The sequence below is a fragment of the Acinetobacter sp. P1(2025) genome (genome assembly GCF_051390655.1).
Classification (GTDB): domain Bacteria; phylum Pseudomonadota; class Gammaproteobacteria; order Pseudomonadales; family Moraxellaceae; genus Acinetobacter; species Acinetobacter junii.
Window position 1 is genome coordinate 1 of the sequence record NZ_JBPKBJ010000060.1, and the last position, 19692, is coordinate 19692.

17 protein-coding genes are annotated in these 19692 nt (G+C 38.3%); 6 read left to right on the forward strand and 11 right to left on the reverse strand.

Annotation, left to right across the window (positions count from 1 at the left end; all coding sequences use genetic code 11):
• Positions 1-590 precede the first annotated feature (590 nt).
• From sucD to sdhC, 9 genes are all read right to left on the reverse strand, one after another.
• The gene (sucD, locus tag ACSC97_RS13760) at positions 591-1481 is read right to left on the reverse strand and encodes a succinate--CoA ligase subunit alpha (RefSeq protein ID WP_004908342.1); all 891 of its coding nucleotides are present in this window, start codon (positions 1479-1481) and stop codon (positions 591-593) included.
• A gap of 14 nt (positions 1482-1495) precedes the next feature.
• Positions 1496-2662, reverse strand: a complete 1167-nt coding sequence (gene sucC, locus ACSC97_RS13765; protein WP_004908344.1) for an ADP-forming succinate--CoA ligase subunit beta — start codon at positions 2660-2662, stop codon at positions 1496-1498.
• 137 nt (positions 2663-2799) lie between these two features.
• Positions 2800-4233 (reverse strand): dihydrolipoyl dehydrogenase, encoded by a 1434-nt coding sequence (lpdA, locus tag ACSC97_RS13770; RefSeq protein WP_099949023.1) that lies wholly within the window; start codon positions 4231-4233, stop codon positions 2800-2802.
• Positions 4234-4329: 96 nt separating this feature from the next.
• Entirely contained in the window at positions 4330-5520 is a 1191-nt protein-coding gene (odhB, locus tag ACSC97_RS13775) for a 2-oxoglutarate dehydrogenase complex dihydrolipoyllysine-residue succinyltransferase (protein ID WP_151738347.1), read from the reverse strand.
• Positions 5520-8360 (reverse strand): 2-oxoglutarate dehydrogenase E1 component, encoded by a 2841-nt coding sequence (locus ACSC97_RS13780; protein ID WP_436661478.1) that lies wholly within the window; start codon positions 8358-8360, stop codon positions 5520-5522. Before ACSC97_RS13780 ends, odhB begins: the two co-directional genes overlap by 1 nt.
• Positions 8361-9070: 710 nt before the next feature.
• Positions 9071-9781, reverse strand: coding sequence for a succinate dehydrogenase iron-sulfur subunit (locus ACSC97_RS13785; RefSeq protein WP_004908354.1), 711 nt, complete (start codon positions 9779-9781; stop codon positions 9071-9073).
• Positions 9782-9795: 14 nt separating this feature from the next.
• A complete protein-coding gene (sdhA, locus tag ACSC97_RS13790; RefSeq protein WP_171494164.1) occupies positions 9796-11691 on the reverse strand; it encodes a succinate dehydrogenase flavoprotein subunit in 1896 nt (631 codons plus the stop codon).
• Between the two features lie 9 nt (positions 11692-11700).
• Positions 11701-12066: a succinate dehydrogenase, hydrophobic membrane anchor protein gene (gene sdhD / locus ACSC97_RS13795; RefSeq protein ID WP_004908359.1), complete on the reverse strand. Its 366-nt coding sequence runs from the start codon at positions 12064-12066 to the stop codon at positions 11701-11703.
• Positions 12066-12467, reverse strand: coding sequence for a succinate dehydrogenase, cytochrome b556 subunit (sdhC, locus tag ACSC97_RS13800; RefSeq protein ID WP_005402201.1), 402 nt, complete (start codon positions 12465-12467; stop codon positions 12066-12068). Before sdhC ends, sdhD begins: the two co-directional genes overlap by 1 nt.
• A gap of 900 nt (positions 12468-13367) precedes the next feature.
• Here sdhC and gltA point away from each other — a divergent pair.
• The gene (gene gltA / locus ACSC97_RS13805) at positions 13368-14642 is read left to right on the forward strand and encodes a citrate synthase (RefSeq protein ID WP_004908368.1); all 1275 of its coding nucleotides are present in this window, start codon (positions 13368-13370) and stop codon (positions 14640-14642) included.
• A 77-nt stretch (positions 14643-14719) separates the two neighbouring features.
• On the opposite strand, the gene ACSC97_RS13810 is transcribed toward gltA, so the two are convergent.
• Complete coding sequence (locus tag ACSC97_RS13810) at positions 14720-15385, reverse strand: YARHG domain-containing protein (protein WP_436661481.1); 666 nt, start codon at positions 15383-15385, stop codon at positions 14720-14722.
• Between the two features lie 71 nt (positions 15386-15456).
• Between ACSC97_RS13810 and ACSC97_RS13815 the strand changes: the two genes are divergently transcribed.
• Positions 15457-16107, forward strand: a complete 651-nt coding sequence (locus tag ACSC97_RS13815) for a DUF2306 domain-containing protein (protein WP_436661483.1) — start codon at positions 15457-15459, stop codon at positions 16105-16107.
• Here ACSC97_RS13815 and ACSC97_RS13820 read toward each other — a convergent pair.
• On the reverse strand, positions 16104-16595 hold the full coding sequence (locus tag ACSC97_RS13820; RefSeq protein WP_112987686.1) for a DUF1289 domain-containing protein: 492 nt from the start codon (positions 16593-16595) through the stop codon (positions 16104-16106). The two genes, ACSC97_RS13815 and ACSC97_RS13820, sit on opposite strands and share 4 nt — an antisense overlap.
• Positions 16596-16705: 110 nt before the next feature.
• On the opposite strand from ACSC97_RS13820, the gene trhO reads away from it, so the two are divergent.
• The 4 genes from trhO (at position 16706) to ACSC97_RS13840 (ending at position 19620) form a co-directional block, all read left to right on the forward strand.
• Positions 16706-17638 carry an oxygen-dependent tRNA uridine(34) hydroxylase TrhO gene (gene trhO, locus ACSC97_RS13825; protein ID WP_004908383.1) on the forward strand — a complete coding sequence of 311 codons (933 nt, stop codon included), beginning with the start codon at positions 16706-16708 and terminating at the stop codon, positions 17636-17638.
• Between the two features lie 130 nt (positions 17639-17768).
• Positions 17769-18389 (forward strand): DedA family protein, encoded by a 621-nt coding sequence (locus ACSC97_RS13830; protein ID WP_099949030.1) that lies wholly within the window; start codon positions 17769-17771, stop codon positions 18387-18389.
• A gap of 35 nt (positions 18390-18424) precedes the next feature.
• Positions 18425-19057 carry a thiopurine S-methyltransferase gene (gene tmpT, locus ACSC97_RS13835; protein ID WP_005402197.1) on the forward strand — a complete coding sequence of 211 codons (633 nt, stop codon included), beginning with the start codon at positions 18425-18427 and terminating at the stop codon, positions 19055-19057.
• Between the two features lie 137 nt (positions 19058-19194).
• The gene (locus ACSC97_RS13840) at positions 19195-19620 is read left to right on the forward strand and encodes an ABZJ_00895 family protein (protein ID WP_436661486.1); all 426 of its coding nucleotides are present in this window, start codon (positions 19195-19197) and stop codon (positions 19618-19620) included.
• Positions 19621-19692: the final 72 nt, after the last annotated feature.

Genomic DNA, 19692 nt, shown 5'->3' on the forward strand with positions numbered 1-19692 from the left:
GGCAGAAGAAATTATTTAGACCAATGATCAAAAACTTCATTGATGACTTTATTCTCGATAAAAATCATCTGCTACCACAGAGAGTCTATAAATAATAGTGCGTAAGTCCTAAAATCTATAAATTTTACCTCAAATTCAACTTAAATAAAAAAATATACCAAATTTTAAAATAATGATTAATACAAGCCACTGTAATACTTACATTTAAAATAAAAATAATAAAACAAAATCAACTTTAATTTTCCATGCGAAAAACTTAAATAACAAATAATAATTTAGATAAACATTTTATTAAATAAAACTTAAAAAGAAAGAACGACCTGTATAATAAAGATCGTTCTGTATAAATTAATACAGATAATATTTAAAACTCATTTTTTAATATTTTAATTAAGCTTTTTCAATAAAAAATAAAATCTAAACATAATGTAAAAAGTTATACTTTCATCTATTACAATCAGTTAATTATATCCATCAAATTTATTTATATGATTTCTTCGGCATCTTGCACGTATTTTGTCACAATATTACACTCATAAAAAAACCCAATGTCACCATTGGGTTTTTTCAAGATAAATAAATCTAACGTATTACGCTAAACCTTTCTCTTTCAGCACTTGCATCATTGTTGAGCCAAGTTCAGCTGGGCTACGAGTGTAAGCCATACCTGCTTTTTCGAATGCAGCAAATTTCTCTTCTGCTGTACCTTTACCACCAGAGATAATCGCACCAGCATGACCCATACGTTTACCTTTAGGCGCAGTTACACCAGCGATGTAACCAACAACTGGCTTAGTTACATTCGATTGAATAAATTCAGCAGCTTCCTCTTCTGCAGTACCACCGATCTCACCAATCATGATGATTGCATCAGTATCAGGATCGTCTTGGAATAATTTCAATGCATCGATTTGGTTCATACCTGGGATTGGGTCACCACCGATACCGATACAAGTAGATTGACCTAAACCAAGCTTAGTTGTTTGAGCAACCGCCTCATAAGTCAATGTACCTGAACGCGAGATAATACCAATACGACCAGGTTGGTGGATGTGACCAGGCATAATACCGATCTTACATTCACCTGGAGTGATCACGCCTGGGCAGTTAGGACCAACTAAACGAGTACCATTACCGTTAGTTTCTAAATAGCGTTTTGCTTTAAGCATATCGATTGTTGGAACACCTTCAGTGATCACAACAATAAGACCAACGCCTGAATCAACCGCTTCAACAATAGAATCTAATACAAACGGAGCTGGAACATAAATAACAGATGCATCAGCACCAGTTTCACGTACAGCATCTTTCATTGTATTAAATACAGGAAGGTCAAGGTGTGTTGTTCCACCTTTACCTGGAGTAACACCACCAACAACTTTTGTACCGTAGTCTAAAGCTTGTGCAGAGTGGAAAGTACCGTTTTTACCAGTAAAACCTTGTACCAATACTTTAGTGTCTTTATTAATTAATACGCTCATGATTGATACTCCCCTTACGCTTTAACTGCAGCAACAATTTTTTCTGCAGCATCAGATAAACCGTTTGCAGAAATTAATTTCAAACCAGATTCATCAAGCAATTTCGCACCTAGCTCAGCATTGTTACCTTCTAAGCGAACAACAACTGGTACAGTTACGTTTACTTCTTGAACTGCTGCAATAATTGCTTCAGCAATCATGTCACAACGAACGATACCACCAAAGATGTTGATTAAAACACCTTGTACAGAAGTATCAGCAAGAATAATTTTGAATGCTTCGATTACTCGCTCTTTAGTCGCACCGCCACCAACATCTAGGAAGTTAGCAGGCTGACCACCATAAAGCTTGATAATATCCATCGTTGCCATTGCAAGACCAGCACCATTCACCATACAACCAATGTTACCTTCTAAAGCAACATAGTTAAGGTCAAATTCAGATGCTTTTAATTCACGCTCATTTTCTTGAGATTTATCACGCAAAGCTGCAACTTCTGGCAAACGATAAAGCGCATTAGAGTCAATACCTACTTTCGCGTCTACACATAAAATTTCGCCATTTTCACGAACTGAAAGTGGGTTAATTTCAAATAAAGCAAAATCATTTTCTACAAATGCTTGGTAAGCAGCAGACATAATTTTAACAAATTGACCGATTTGTTTATCTTTCAAACCAAGAGCAAATGCAACTTCACGTGCTTGGAATGGTTGTAAACCGACTAATGGATCAACTTCAACTTTAATAATTTTTTCAGGTGTTTCTTCAGCAACTTTCTCGATTTCTACACCACCTTCGGTAGAAGCCATGAAAGTAATACGACGGCTAGAACGGTCTACAACCGCGCCTAAGTAAAGCTCACGCTCAACTGGATAAACATCTTCTGCAACAATAATGCTGTTAACAGGCTGACCATTTGCATCTGTTTGATACGTTACAAGACGAGTACCAATAATATTGTTAGCAAATTCGATAACATCTTCTTTTGATTTTGCAACTTTTACGCCACCAGCCTTACCACGACCACCAGCATGTACTTGCGCTTTCATTACCGCGAATTTACCACCAAGCTGTTCAAACGCAGCTACTGCTTCATCTGCATTTGTTGCCAAAATACCTTCTTGTACTGGCATGCCATATTTTTTTAATAACGCTTTAGCTTGATACTCATGTAAGTTCATTTAATTACCTACTACGTTGTTTATTGTGACGCGACCTAGATATTCTTAACACTAGGACACTACATTATGAGACGACGACTGTCTTATAAACCAATCGTCTTCATTCAAAAAAGTGTGGCGAACCACACTTTTTGTTTTTATTTGCGCTTACGTTGAATCGCGTGGATTGCACGACCATCAACTGAAAGTGCAGCTTCATGTACAACTTCAGAGAACGTTGGATGACCAAAAGTCATCAACTGTAAATCTTCAACAGAAGAAACAAACTCAAGTGCGATCATACCCTGATGAACGATGTCTGATGCATTAGGACCGACAACGTGCATACCCAAAAGACGATCTGTTTTTGCGTCAGCAACGAATTTAACAAAACCAGCTGTATCACCAGCAGCTAATGCACGACCATTGACCGCAAACGGGAATTGACCGGCTTTAACTTCGTGACCTTTTTCAGCAGCTTGTTCTTCAGTTAAACCAACCCAAGCAGCTTCTGGATGCGTGTAAATAACACTAATAATAGTGTCATAATTTACTTGAGCAGCATGACCATGAATACGCTCAACTGCCATCACGCCTTCTTCCATTGCTTTATGAGCAAGCATTGGACCACGAACTAGGTCACCGATTGCATAAACGCCTTCAACAGATGTTTGGCACTGATCATTTACATCAACTAAACCACGTTCAGTTAATTTAATACCTGAATCTTCTGCCAATAGACCTTCTGCATAAGCTTTACGGCCTACACAAACGATTAATTTGTCAAATACTTGCTCTTTATCTTCGCCAGCTTGGTTATATTTAACAGTCACTTCACGACCATTAACCTCTGTACCAGAAACTTTTGCACCAATACGAATATCTAAACCTTGTTTCTTCAAGATTTTTTGAAATTCTTTAGAAAGTGCTTTATCAGCCATTGGAAGGAAAGCATCTAATGCTTCAAATACAACAACTTCCGAACCAAGACGACGCCATACCGAGCCTAACTCTAAACCGATAACACCTGCACCGATAACACCAAGACGTTTTGGAACTTCTGGGAATTTCAATGCACCAGTTGAGTCAACAATCAAATCTTCATCAACAGGGGCTACAGGGATATTTACAGGTACAGAACCAGTCGCAAGAATGACATACTTAGGTTCTAAAACTTGTACTTCACCTTCAAATGGCGTGAATTCAACTTTTTTACCAGCAAGTAATTTACCAGTACCTTGTAACCACTCGATACCATTACCTTTAAGTAATTGAGCAACACCACCAGTCAATTGATCAACAACTTTGTCTTTGCGAGCTAACAAAGTATCTAAATCAAATTTAACTTCACCAGTCGTGATACCGTGTTCAGCAAGTTCATGAACTGTTGCTTCATAACGATGTGAAGAGTCAAGCAATGCTTTAGAAGGGATACAACCTACGTTCAAACATGTACCACCCAAAGATGGTTTACCGTTGTGAATACGTTTTTCGATACATGCAACCTTAAAACCTAGTTGTGCAGCACGGATTGCTGCTTCATAACCACCAGGTCCACCGCCAATAACAACAAGATCAAACTGTTGAGACATTTTTATCTCCAATCAATCTCCCTAAATCCCCTTTTGATTAAGGGGATTGAACTTTCTTAATTAAAGAAAAGTTAGGGATGATTTTTAAATAATAAGTTATAGGTCAAGAATAAGTTTAGCTGGCTCTTCTAACAATTCTTTAATTGTTACTAAGAAACCTACTGCTTCTTTACCATCAATTAGACGGTGGTCATATGAAAGCGCTAAATACATCATTGGCAAGATTTCAACTTGTCCATTTACCGCCATAGGACGTTCTTGGATTTTATGCATACCAAGAATCGCTGTTTGTGGCTGGTTTAAAATAGGTGTTGAAAGTAATGAACCAAAAGTACCACCATTAGTAATAGTGAATGTACCGCCAGTCATTTCTTCGATCGATAATTTACCTTCACGTGCTTTAGCAGCATATGCAGCAATACCACCTTCTACTTCAGCATAGTTCATACGATCAGTATCACGAAGGATTGGCACAACTAAGCCACGATCAGAAGAAACTGCTACACCGATGTCATAGAAACCGTGATAAACAATATCATCACCATCAATCGACGCATTTACAGCTGGATAGCGTTTTAAAGCTTCTGTTGCTGCTTTAACAAAGAAAGACATGAAACCTAAACGAGCACCATGGCGTTTTTCGAAAGCGTCTTTATATTGCTTACGCATTTCCATGATCGGCTTCATGTTAACTTCATTGAATGTTGTTAACATTGCAGTTTGTTGGGTAGCCGCCAATAAACGCTCAGCAACACGCTTACGTAAACGTGTCATTGGAACACGTTTCTCGATACGTTCACCTACAGCAACGCTTAACGGCTGAACTGAAGCAGCTGGTTTATGATTTGCAACGTCTTCTTTAGTGATACGGCCACCACGACCAGTACCTTGTACGTCAGCAGCATTGATACCTGTTTCAGATAATGCTTTACGAACAGCAGGGGCTTGGTTTTGATCAACAGCTTGAGTTGATGCAGCCGCAGCTGGAACAGATGCCACAGGAGCCGCTGCTACTGGTGCAGCAGCTTCAGGAGCAGCCGCAGATACAGCACCAGCTTCAAATTGAGCAATTACTTCATCAGAAAGAACTGTATCGCCTTCACCTTTGATGATCGCGACTAAGCTACCATCAGCTGGAGCAACCACTTCTAAAACAACTTTATCGGTTTCAATGTCACAGATCACTTCATCACGTGATACAGGTTCACCTACTTTTTTATGCCAAGTTGCGATCGTACCGTCAGCAACTGACTCTGGGAATACCGGTGCTTTAATTTCGGTTGCCATTATTTAGAATCTCCTGATTGTTCAGCTTCAATTGCAAGTGCGTCATTGACGAGCTGAGCTTGTTGTTTTGCATGCAAGTACGGTGAGCCACAAGCAGGTGCGGCAGATGCTTCACGTCCAGCATAGCTAATACGAATTTGTTTACCTGATTTAAGAACGTCTTCATACAAACGAGGAACGATAAATAACCAAGCGCCTTGGTTCTTAGGTTCTTCTTGCGCCCAAACAAGTTCTTGAATGTTTGGATATTGAGCCATAACTTCAGCTAAACGCTGTTCTGGATATGGATATAACTGTTCAATACGAACAATCGCAATATGGTTTAAACCAAGCTCACGACGTTTTTCGAGTAAATCGTAATAAACCTTACCACCACAAAGAACTAAACGAGTAACGTCAGCTTTGTTGATTTGATCGACTTCATCAATCACTGTTTGGAATGAACCATTTGCTAATTCATCTATAGTTGAAGTCGCTAATTTATGACGTAACAATGACTTTGGTGACATCACAATCATTGGCTTACGAATAGGACGAACCGCTTGACGACGTAAAGCATGGAAAATCTGTGCTGGTGTTGTAGGAGTCAATACTTGCATATTGTCTTCAGCACACAATTGTAAGAAACGCTCTAAACGTGCAGATGAATGCTCAGGACCCTGACCTTCATAACCATGTGGTAACAACATAGTTAAACCACATACGCGCTCCCACTTGGTTTCACCAGAAGCAATGAATTGGTCAATCACAACTTGCGCACAGTTTGCGAAGTCACCAAATTGTGCTTCCCAAACTATCAAGCTCTTCGGTAGAGTGGTTGCATAACCATATTCAAAAGCAAGTACAGCTTCTTCTGATAATAAAGAGTCATACACCGCAACACGTGGCTGATTTTCTTTAATGTGACACAACGGAATGTAAACAGAACCATCAACTTGGTTATGTAGTTTCGCATGGCGGTGAGAGAATGTACCACGCCCAACGTCTTCACCCGTAATACGTACTAGGAAGCCATCGTCCAGCAAAGATGCATACGCCAATGTTTCAGCAGCACCCCAGTTCAGTGGCATTTCACCTGTTTGCATTTTGATGCGGTCATCAATAACTTTTTGTACTTGGCGCTGTAATACAAAACCTTCAGGTAATGTATTCATTGTTTTGCCAAGCTCTTTTAAGCGATCAATGTTAAAGCTCGTATCCCAAACATCTGTATATTCATGACCTAGATATGGTGTCCAATCCACAAACATTTTTTTGTTTGGTTCACGTACTAATGCATTAGCAACATGGTTACCCGCTTCTAAATCAGAACGATAACCTTCAACCATTTGATCAGCGCTTGCACGATCAAGGACTTTCTCTTGAACCAATTGATCAGCATAAAGCGTACGTGTAGTCGCTTTTTTATTAATCACTTGATACATCAACGGTTGAGTTGCAGATGGTTCATCTGCTTCGTTATGACCACGACGACGGTAACAGAACAAATCAATCACAACGTCTTTGCGGAATTCATGACGGAAATCATGTGCAAGTTGTGTTGCAAAAATTACAGCTTCAGGATCATCACCATTCACATGGAAAATTGGTGACTGAATCATTTTTGCTACGTCAGTACAGTATTCTGTAGAACGTGTATCGCGCGGATCTGAAGTCGTGAAACCAACTTGGTTATTAATAACGATATGAACTGTACCGCCGACTGTATAACCACGTGTTTGTGACATTTGGAAGGTTTCTTGGTTAACACCTTGACCTGCAAATGCCGCATCACCGTGAACAATCACAGGAAGAACATCGTCACCACCAATATCTTTACGACGTACTTGACGAGCACGCACCGAACCTTCGACTACTGGTCCAACGATTTCTAAGTGCGATGGGTTAAACGCTAATGCTAAGTGAACCTCACCACCAGGCGTCATCACATTTGAAGAGAAACCTTGGTGATACTTAACATCACCAGAACCTTTTTTGTGTAGGCTCTTTCCTTCAAACTCACCAAACAAGTCGGCTGGGTTTTTACCCATAATGTTGACTAAAACGTTGAGACGACCACGGTGTGGCATACCAATCACAACTTCTTTACAACCAACACTACCTGCACGCTGAATGATCTCATTCATCATTGGAATAAAAGACTCACCGCCTTCCACACCAAAACGCTTAGCACCTACGAATTTTGTACCTAAATACTTTTCTAAGCCTTCTGCCGCAGTCAAACGCTCTAAAAAGCCTTTTTTCTGATCAGCTGAGAAATTAAATTTCCCACGAGCACCTTCCAAACGCTGCTGAATCCAACGTTTTTCTTTAGTGTCGACGATATGCATATATTCTGCACCGATTGAGGTACAGTAAATTGCTTCCATTGCCTCAATCATTTCCGACAATGTAGCTTCTTCTTTACCAATCGCGAGATTACCTGTATTGAATACAGTATCAAGATCAGATTTTGTTAAACCATGTGCAGATAAATCGAGGTCAGGAACGTCTTCACGTTTCGCAAGACCTAATGGATCGAGTTTAGCTTTTTGATGACCACGGTTACGATAAGCAGCAATGAGTTGTAGTACACCAATTTGACGACGCTCATGCTCTGTGCTCACAGCACTTTGAACTACAGGTTGAATTCGGCTTGAATTACGACCCAAAAGCAGGAATTGTTCACGCACACTACCGTGTGGTTGATCCCCTTTAGGATATTTGTCGAAATATTCACGCCAATCCTCTGACACTGAGGTTGGAGATGTTAGATACTGTTCGTAAAGCTCTTCAATATACGCTGCACTATCAGCGGAAAGTTCAGTGTCAAGACGCAGTGCGTCAGCAACTTCTTGCATTTTTGGACCCATTTCCTATTGCAAAAAATAATACAGGCTGCCTTTTAAGCAGACCCATGATTCATAGTATCGAATTGGTAACAAGACACTACTACCCAAGATCATCCAACCTTAGGACATTATCACTACACATCAGGAGTATTCCTTTTGATGTAACAAATCAGTCACGCACCCATAAACAAGGCGCGCAACTCATTCTTATACTCGACGACATCGAGCAATTTTTTGCAAATCATTTTAGAAAAATTAACTAAATTTTTAACTTTTCTAAATTGACTTTGACTGAATAATCTGCATAAATCTTTTGTGAATATCTCCTGTATAACTTAAGGAATATCCTAATTTTTTGCTTTCAGTCGTTGGCAGAAATCCTAACATGTTATCAAGCTTGGATTGATTTTTTTGACACATACCATCCATAAATCAGCGAAATACACACATCAAATTATAATCTAATATAGCGCCCTTTCAAAAAAAGTTGCACTCTTATCGACCAAAGTTAAAGATTTTCTACAAATCTCGCACAAACTCTAAGCACAGTGCTCAAAAACGAATCAACGCAAAGCAATTGATCAACTTTTCTAATTCTTTTTATCTACATAAGTAATAAGCAGACCAGCATCCTTGTAGCACAAAACATACTTTTATGACGCAAATAAAAAAACGGAAGCTTTTTTCAAAACTTCCGTTTCTTCTACAGGAAAACCGAATTAACCAGCTTGATCCAATAGCATATTACGAATGTGGCCAATTGCCTTAGTTGGGTTTAACCCTTTTGGACATACAGACACACAGTTCATGATTCCTTTACAACGGAATAATGAGAATGGGTCATCCAAACGTGCCAAACGCTCTTGAGTAGCCGTATCACGCGAATCGATAATAAAACGATAAGCATTTAACAGTGCAGATGGTCCCAAGAACTTGTCAGGGTTCCACCAGAACGATGGGCATGAAGTTGAACAACATGCACATAGAATACATTCATACAAACCATCAAGATGTTCACGATCTGCTTGAGATTGCAAACGCTCTTTCGCAGGAGCTGGCTGATTGTTGATCAAGAATGGCTGAATTTTATTGTATTGATCGTAGAATTGATTCATATCTACAACCAAGTCTTTTACAACTGGTAAACCAGGTAAAGGACGAATTACAATTTTTTCAGGCAAGTCATTCAAGTTCCACAAACATGCCAAACCATTTTTACCATTAATGTTCACACCATCAGAACCACAAATACCTTCACGGCAAGAACGGCGGAATGTTAATGTTTCATCCTGAACTTTTAATGCAAGTAACGCATCAAGCAACATACGGTGCTTGTCAGTTAACTCCAACTTAAAAGTTTGCATGTATGGCGCTTTATCCTTATCAGGATCATAGCGGTAGATTTCGAATGTACGAGTACCTCTACTCATCTTTGTTCTCCCGATTAGAATGTACGTGGTTTAGGTTCAATAGCTTCAACCGTTAATGGATTGAAACGTACTGGTTTATATTCAAGACGATTGTCCGAAGAATACCATAACGTATGTTTCATCCACTCATCATCACGACGACCATAAGAGTAAGTCGGATGATCTGGAGCCAATTCATAATCAACAACGGTATGCGCACCACGACATTCTTTACGTGCAGCAGCAGAAATCAAGGTTGCTTTAGCAACTTCATACAAGTTTTCAACTTCTAATGCTTCAATACGTGCAGTATTGAATACTTTAGATTTGTCTTTCAAATGAATGTTACGAACACGTGATTCAATCGCAAGAATTTCTTTAACACCTTTATCAAGTAATGCTTGTGTACGGAATACACCAGCATGATCTTGAACGATGTCACGAATTACATCAGCAACTTCTTGCGCATTTTCGCCAGATGTAGATTCATCCAACTTACGTACACGTGCCAATGTGCTTTCTAACACATCGTTTGGTAATGGAGCATAATCATCACCATGGTGTTTAGTCACATAATCAATAATGTGTTCACCAGCAGCTTTACCAAATACAACAAGGTCAAGCAACGAGTTAGTACCTAAACGGTTTGCACCATGAACAGATACACATGAGCACTCACCGATTGCATAGAAACCTTTAACTGGTTTCACATAATCACGTGTGCCTTTATATGTATATTGTTTTGTATCTTTATCATAATGAGCAGAGAATTCACCCTCTTCAACACCATGAGGTACAACAACTTGACCATGGATATTCGTTGGAATACCACCCATTTGATAATGGATCGTTGGTACTACAGGAATTGGCTCTTTAGTACAGTCAACGTTCGCGAATTTCTTACCAATCTCAAATACTGATGGTAAACGCTTCATGATTGTATCAGCACCCAAGTGTGTCATATCTAATAGGATATAATCACCTTTTGGACCACAACCACGACCTTCTTTAATTTCTTGGTCCATAGAACGAGATACGAAATCACGTGGAGCCAAGTCTTTTAAAGTCGGTGCATAACGTTCCATGAATGGTTCGCCGTCTTTGTTGCGAAGGATACCACCCTCACCACGACAACCTTCAGTTAACAATACACCAGCGCCCGCAACACCCGTTGGGTGGAATTGCCAGAATTCCATATCTTGTAATGGAATACCTGCACGAGCAGCCATACCCAAACCATCACCAGTATTGATGTAGGCATTGGTAGATGCACGGTAAACACGGCCAGCACCACCTGTAGCAAATAATGTTGCTTTTGCTTGGAATACTGCGATGTTACCTGTTTCTTGATCAATTGCAGTTACACCAAGTACATCACCTTCTTCGTTACGAATTAGATCTAATGCAATCCATTCAACAAAGAATTGAGTACCCATTTTTACGTTGCTTTGATACAACGTGTGTAGTAGTGCATGACCAGTACGGTCAGCTGCAGCACAAGCACGTGGAACTGCTTTTTCACCGTAGTTTGCAGAGTGACCACCAAATGGACGCTGATAAATCGTACCATCTTCGTTACGGTCAAACGGCATACCTAAATGCTCTAACTCATAAACAACTTTCGGTGCTTCACGAGTCATAAACTCAATCGCATCTTGGTCGCCTAACCAGTCAGAACCTTTTACTGTGTCGTAGAAATGATAATGCCAGTTATCTTCTTGCATATTTCCTAACGATGCACCAATACCACCTTGAGCAGCAACTGTATGCGAACGTGTTGGGAATACTTTGGTTAATACAGCAACTTTCAAACCTGCTTGAGCAAGTTGGTAAGCAGCACGCATACCAGAACCACCACCACCAACGATAACTGAATCGAATGATAGGGTTTGAATATTTGAATAATTTTCTTTAGAGGTAGTTGCCATGATCTCTTCCTATCAATTTGCCCAGAAAATCTGGATACCCCAGATTGCGTATACGAACACTGAAATAATGACAGCAGAAGTTAACACAAGGCGTAAACCTGAAGCCGAAGGACCCATTTGACGTGTCGTTACATAATCTGTAAAGACTTGCCACATACCAATCCAAGCGTGCGCAACAAGCGATAACACAGCTAACAATGAGAAAATTTTCATTGGAAGCGTGAGCATAAAGCCAGCCCATTGCTCATAACCGAATCCACTATTGCATAGGATCCAGCCAAACATAACGACAGTATAAGCAGCTAAAACCACAGCTGATACACGTTGGATATACCAATCGCGAGAACCTGAACCCGTTAAACCTGTAGCACTTTTCATTAGAACATAATCCATACAAAAGCTGCGACAATACCGATCACAGATAAGATCAACGAAACTGTAGCTGCAATACGACCACTTTGTAATTCCTCAGCAAAACCAAGGTCAGCAAGTAGATGTTTAATACCTGCAATAAAATGGAAGATTAAGCCTGCTACAAATACCCATACGATGAAACGTACTAAGATATTTCCGAAAACGACATTTTTTACGTAGTCAAATCCTTCTGGTGAAGATAGAGATTTATCCAAAATCCACAAAAGAACAGCGACTAATAAGAAAACGATTACACCAGATAGACGGTGTAGAATTGATGCAATAGCCACGGGTGAGCGTAAATTTACCGCTAACACCTGACCCATGGACAAATTGACAGGTCTGTTGCTTTTCACAGCGGGCATCCTGTAGGTAGAAACTCCAACTGGAGTTTGTTTGAATTAATTCAAAGGAAAGCTGGCATTGTCAGGCAAGCACAGCACATGCCTAACCTATATAACGACAACGAATTATAAAACGTGAAATATCAAAATACAAACAATCAGCTTTCTCTTTAGTCGAAAAAAGCCTTAAATAAGAATCATTCACAAGAATAAGTAAGAAAAATCAATTACCCATCCACAAAAAAAATACATATAGTATTGATTTTTAAAAAGATTAAACCAAATACAATTTATTATTTTTATTTTTAAATTTCGAATATATTCCTTCAAAATCATTAAGAAATTATTAAAGCATCATACTAAAGTCATATATTTGGATCGATTATTTATATACTCAGAAATAATACCCCTCATTTTAATATTAAATATAACTAAGCAATAATCTATCAAGCAAAGATGATTTTAGTTAAAAATTAGTCATTTTTTAATCAGTTGATCGCACCATAATAGAACAAATAAAAATTCCTTTATTTTTCAATCAACATTTTTTTTAATGATAATTTAAATCTAAGGCATGAGAAATATAGGGTTTTGGCATTTTATTTCAAAATATTTTAGGAATCTATAAATCAAAAAGTGTTAAAAATTTACTTACAATTGTACTGATGCTTCATTTTTTTTCTGCACCTAAAACATGATTTGACATATTATACTCGACCGGTGCTGTGATTTTACTCAATTTTCCCGTTGATACTGAATGACTAATTGACTGTGATAACGTCATTTTTTATCCCTAAGTATAATTGACAAAATTTTAGTAGCCACTAATCTTATAGCAAATTTTGACACCGTCTGATTCGCACATGACAAGATTAGGATTTCGAGTCAGATAATCATTCACCAGGACAGGAGATCTATTGAATGTCTGCAGCAACTGGCAAAAAAGCCGTATTACAGCTTGATGGCAAAGAAATTGAATTACCAATTTACAGCGGCACATTGGGCCCAGATGTAATTGACGTTAAAGATGTATTAGCATCAGGTCACTTTACTTTCGATCCTGGTTTTATGGCGACAGCGGCTTGCGAATCTAAGATCACATTCATTGACGGTGACAAAGGTGTTTTATTACACCGTGGTTATCCAATTGATCAATTAGCGACTCAAGCAGACTACTTAGAAACTTGTTATTTATTATTAAATGGCGAGCTTCCAAATGCTGAACAAAAAACTGAATTTGACGCAAAAGTACGTAACCACACTATGGTTCACGACCAAGTAAGCCGTTTCTTCAATGGTTTCCGTCGTGATGCTCACCCTATGGCGATCATGGTTGGTGTAGTTGGTGCTTTATCTGCGTTCTATCACAACGGTTTAGACATCGAAGATGTTAACCACCGTGAAATCACTGCAATTCGTTTAATCGCGAAAATCCCTACGCTTGCAGCGTGGAGCTACAAGTACACTGTAGGTCAACCATTCATTTACCCTCGTAATGATTTAAGCTACGCAGAAAACTTCTTACACATGATGTTTGCTACGCCTGCTGATCGTGACTACAAAGTAAATCCAGTTCTTGCACGCGCAATGGACCGTATTTTCACGCTTCATGCTGACCACGAACAAAATGCATCGACTTCTACAGTTCGTCTTGCTGGTTCTACTGGTGCAAACCCTTATGCATGTATCTCTGCTGGTATCTCTGCACTTTGGGGACCTGCTCACGGTGGTGCTAACGAAGCTGTACTTAAAATGTTAGATGAAATTGGTAGCGTTGAAAACGTTGCTGAATTCATGGAAAAAGTAAAACGTAAAGAAGTGAAGCTTATGGGCTTCGGTCACCGCGTTTATAAAAACTTTGACCCTCGCGCGAAAGTAATGAAGCAAACTTGTGACGAAGTTCTTGAAGCATTAGGCATCAACGATCCACAATTGCAACTTGCTATGGAACTTGAGCGTATTGCATTGAACGACCCGTACTTCGTAGAGCGTAAGCTTTACCCGAACGTAGACTTCTACTCAGGTATCATCTTAAAAGCGATTGGTATCCCAACAGAAATGTTTACTGTAATTTTCGCTCTTGCACGTACTGTTGGTTGGATCAGCCACTGGTTAGAAATGCACAGCGGTCCTTACAAAATCGGTCGTCCGCGTCAGCTTTATACTGGCTCGACTCAACGCGATATCAAACGTTAATTTTCAACAGAATCTTAATGTTAAAAAAGCTGCCTGATGGCAGCTTTTTTTATTAGATACTTAATTTATAAAATAAATTAACGTCCCCACTCTACGTCTTTCGCATAAGGTTCTACCATTTTGATACGCTTCACATTCTCTTTTTCAATTTTAGTTAGACGTGAATCCACATTGGTAAAACACGGCATGTACCAATCATAATCAGCAAATGTAGCAGCCCAACTTTTATTCTGGAATGCATACCCATGGCGTGCATAGATTTCATTACGCATATATTGCAACTCACCTAAAGCAACTTGTAGATCTGCATCTTTTAATAATTTACGCGATGCTTCCGGATAGTTACCTTCATCTTTTGCATATTTACACTGCTGTGCTTTCAAGTTAAAAAACTTTGGTTTAACTGTTTTGCTACTGGGTAACCATTGTGCATCGATCTCTGTAGCATTATTTTTATAATCTAAAATGAACTGACCAAAGGTAGCACCTTGTCCTAATTCATTCAAAGTTACCTTATAAACTGAGCCACTTTTTTGAAGACTTCCCTTAAATTTAATTTGCTTTCCATTTAACAAACTATACCCTGTGAGTTGATCTCCTTTCTGTTGAAAGAACAAAGAAATTTTTTGTTCATCGTTATACAATCCTGTCCAAGATAAGGCGAGCTGTGGAGTTTGGGCAAAACTCAAGGTACAACATGTTAAAGCAGCTGTAAAAGTTAAAAACTTAACTAATTTATTCATATTTCTATGCTCATCAAATATAAAGTTATTGCATTTATTCTTAGTCAATCATGATAACAGCGATCAATGATATGTGGAAAATTCTAAATCCCCTTACTCGACTTATAACCACATTCATTTTCTTTTACTTATTTATATTGATGGTAGAAATTTGTATTCAATATTTTCCTTGGTCAAATCAATCTAATTTTTTAGTTCTAAAGCAAGATGTTGTCCTGACTCAGCCTTGGCGCATCGCCTTCCAAATTCATGTCTTAACGAGCAGTTTTGTTCTTTTAGCTGGCTTTACTCAATTTTCACAATATATTCGTAAAAAATTTAGTCTTGTTCATCGTTATGCAGGTTGGATTTATATTGTTTCGACTCTAGGTTTTGCACTACCGAGCGGTTTGATATTGGCAGTGTATGCTAATGGCGGCTTCAGTACCCAATTGTGTTTTATTTTACTAGGACTCCTTTGGGGAGTCAGCACGTTAATTGCGCTATATTTTGCAATTAAGAAACAATGGTTTCGACATCGTGACTGGATGATAAGAAGTTTTGCTTTAGCTTTATCTGCCTTGAGTTTAAGAACGTGGAAACTCGTGTTATACGAACTACAACCTTACGTTGAGTGGCTAACACCAATCCATATATATCAACTAGAAGCATGGCTAGGCTGGACGATTAATTTATTGATCGCAGAAGTTATTATTTACAATATCAACCACAAAAGAGCTTAGATTTCATCTTCTTCTAATGTCCGTAACAAATTCGAACTAATCCCATCCGCACGAAGCCAAGCAAGTTCATAACTCGCTTTCGCTAAAGCCAATACTCTTCTCTCGAATTCATCCCATACAGGCTTCACTTGCGCATCCACAATACCAAGACCACTTTCCTGAGCTAAGTACTTATTTTTTTCGCATATCTTTAATGCATGATAAAGCTTGCGACCTTTCGTTGCCGTATCTAATACTCGAATCCGCTTATTATGAATAAAATCCTCTACCTGTTGCATATTTGCATGAGGTAACAAAGGCACAAGAATTTGATCAAGTTGTGCATCTAAACGTTGCCAAACTGTAAGTCGCTGTTCTGGTGTATATGTATTCCAATGAATTACTTCATGATTAAAACGGCGACATCCTCGGCACACCAAATCACCAAATACCGTTGAACAACGCCCTGCACATGGGGTCAATGATGGGATTCGACGATCATTACTCAAAACACATTCCTCTAAAACCATATCAATTCTATGGTTTTCTCGCTTATTTTCAAATTTCACGCTAAAATACGCGCCTTGATTTTCCTATCTTAATACATTTGGAGTTATCCATGAACGCTACTGTAGAACAGCTTGCACCTGTAGAACAGCAAGCGACCAATAATTGGGTTGTTGCGGCACTATATCAATTTAAAGAAGTTTCAGATGCAGCGGATCTGCAACAGCGTCTTTTAACACTAGTGAATAGCATCAATTTATGTGGAACTCTGATTGTTGCACCAGAAGGAATCAACGGTACTGTCGCTGGTGATCGCACAGCAATTGACACTGTACATCAATTTTTGCTGAACGAAGGTTTCAACGAAATGGAATATAAAGAGTCTTTTAGCTCTGATAAACCATTCCGCAAAATGAAAATTAAACTCAAAAAAGAGATCGTAACTTTAGGTGTAGAAGTTAAACCCCGTGATCTAGTAGGTCATTACCTCGACCCTAAAGAGTGGAATGAGTTAATTAGCCGTGATGATGTAATTCTAATCGACACACGTAATGACTATGAATATAAAGCAGGCACGTTTAAGGGTGCAATTGATCCTAAAACTGAAACTTTCCGTGAGTTCCCTGAATACGTAAAGCAAAACTTAGAACAACACAAAGATAAGAAAATCGCCATGTTCTGTACAGGTGGTATTCGTTGTGAAAAATCAACATCATTACTTTTACAAGAAGGATTTAATGAGGTATATCACCTTAAAGGCGGTATTCTTAAATATCTTGAAGAAACCCCAGCAGAAGAAAGTTTATGGGAAGGCGAATGTTTCGTATTTGATGGCCGCACAGCAGTAACACATGGTGTTGAAGAAGGCGAAAATATTAAATGTCATGCATGTGGTTGGCCTCTTACTAAAGAAGAAGCTGAATTACCTAGCTATGAACATGGAGTTTCTTGTGTTTTCTGTATTGATAAAACTACAGAAAAACAAAAAGAAGGTTTCCGCATGCGCCAATCACAAATTGCAGCAGCAAAACGCAAACGCCTATAATTTATTGTTATGCTCAAAAGCCGTAGTTTTCTACGGCTTTTTTATGCGAGAAAATAATAACCATTCATCTATTGTGTGCTTAAGAAAGCATCACTATCCTCTAATCAATCAAAATACGTAGCAAGGTACTATGGGACTAGAAGACTGGGTCTTATCTGTGATGGAAAAGCTGGGATATTTGGGTATTGCATTCTTAATGTTTTTAGACAATATTTTTCCACCGATACCATCTGAAATTATTATGCCCTCTGCTGGTTATACAGCCTCTAAAGGTGATTTGACTTTAATTGGTGTCATTATAGCGGGCAGTACAGGATCTTTACTTGCTGCGATGGTGCTATATTGGATTGGTCGAAAAATTCCTGAGCAACGATTATTCATCTTTATTGAGCATTATGGAAAATTTCTAAGAATAAAGGTAAGTGATCTTGAAAAAGCATTAACTTGGTTTAACAAACATGGACATAAGATTGTTTTCTTTGGTCGTATGATTCCAGCTGTACGCTCTCTCATAAGTATTCCCGCGGGTATGAGTAAAATGCCTTTTGGTAAATTTATGACCTACAGTGCCTTAGGAACGATTATATGGACTACTTTTTTAGCCTACTTAGGTTATCACTTTAGCGAAAATCAAGCTTTGATGACGCTGATTATGCAACGTGTCGGTTATATTATTTTAGCTCTGGCTTTACTGTATATCATTTGGATTATTGCAAGAAGGTTCCAAAAAAATCATAAAGATAAACACTGAGACTTATTTTCAATTATTTTTATCTGAGACAAATTATGAAACATGAATTTTGGCATGACAAATGGCAAAAAAATGAAATTGGGTTTCATCTCAATCAACCACATTCACTATTAGTTAAATATATTGACTCCTTAAATCTAGAGAAAAACAATCGTATTTTCCTTCCATTGTGTGGGAAAAGCTTAGATATCCATTGGTTGTTAGCACAAGGTTATCATCTGATTGGAATTGATCTTAGTCCGATTGCAATCGAAGAATTAATGGCCGAACTTGCTATTCCATTTACTGAAAGAAAACTAGAGAAATTAACTCATTATCATCATCCGCAAATTGATCTATTTGTTGGTGATTTTTTTGAATTGACTTCAAGCAATATTGGTAAAATTGATGCGATTTATGATCGAGCTGCTTTAGTCGCTTTACCTGAAGAAATGCGAACCGATTATGCACAACATTTGATGCAAATTAGCAATCAGGCAACTCAATTACTCATTAGTTTTGAATATGATCAAAGCGTGATGGCGGGTCCTCCTTTCTCTATTTCCCCTCAACAGCTTAAAGACTATTATTCCAAGCAGTACCAACTGCAATTACTTGATAGTCAAACAGAATTACTCAAAGGAAAGGTTGATGCTGAAGAAAAGATTTGGCTATTAAAGCCTTACTAAATACATATCAACTTATTAAAACCACAGTAAAAGCTGTGGTTTTAATTACTTATTATTTATAATTCACGTTCAAGTTATTTAAAAAATAAAATTAACATATAGATTTGAATTACTTATAGACCCAAAATCAAATCATAATGAAATATTATCTATGGATATTTACAGGTATTTATACACTCACGCTACTTATTTTTGGATTATTGGCCTACTTTATAGATCTATCAAGTTCTACTACTGTGCCGACATTAATTGCGGCAGGATTCTTTACATCATGGATCTTTGTAAAACGCGAACAAAGATTCCCTAATCCTCAAGAACGTGAGCATCTAATCTTAGGATCAATTGCGAGTAACTTAATTATCAGTACAATCCTCGTCGCGATTGCATTATTTTTTATTGCACCTATTCAAACATCTATTGAGGTTATTAAACACATTCCTATATGGCTTTGGATTTTGGTGACTGTATTTTTAATATTAATTGAATACTTTATTTTTCATCTCAGCTATGGCTGGTATGCAAGGCTTTGTTGCATAAATAAATTTCATCCCCATACATGTTAGATGAATACAGAATCAAAAAGCCGATACAAAACAACGAACTGGTCTGAGTACAATCAGGCTTTACGTCAACGG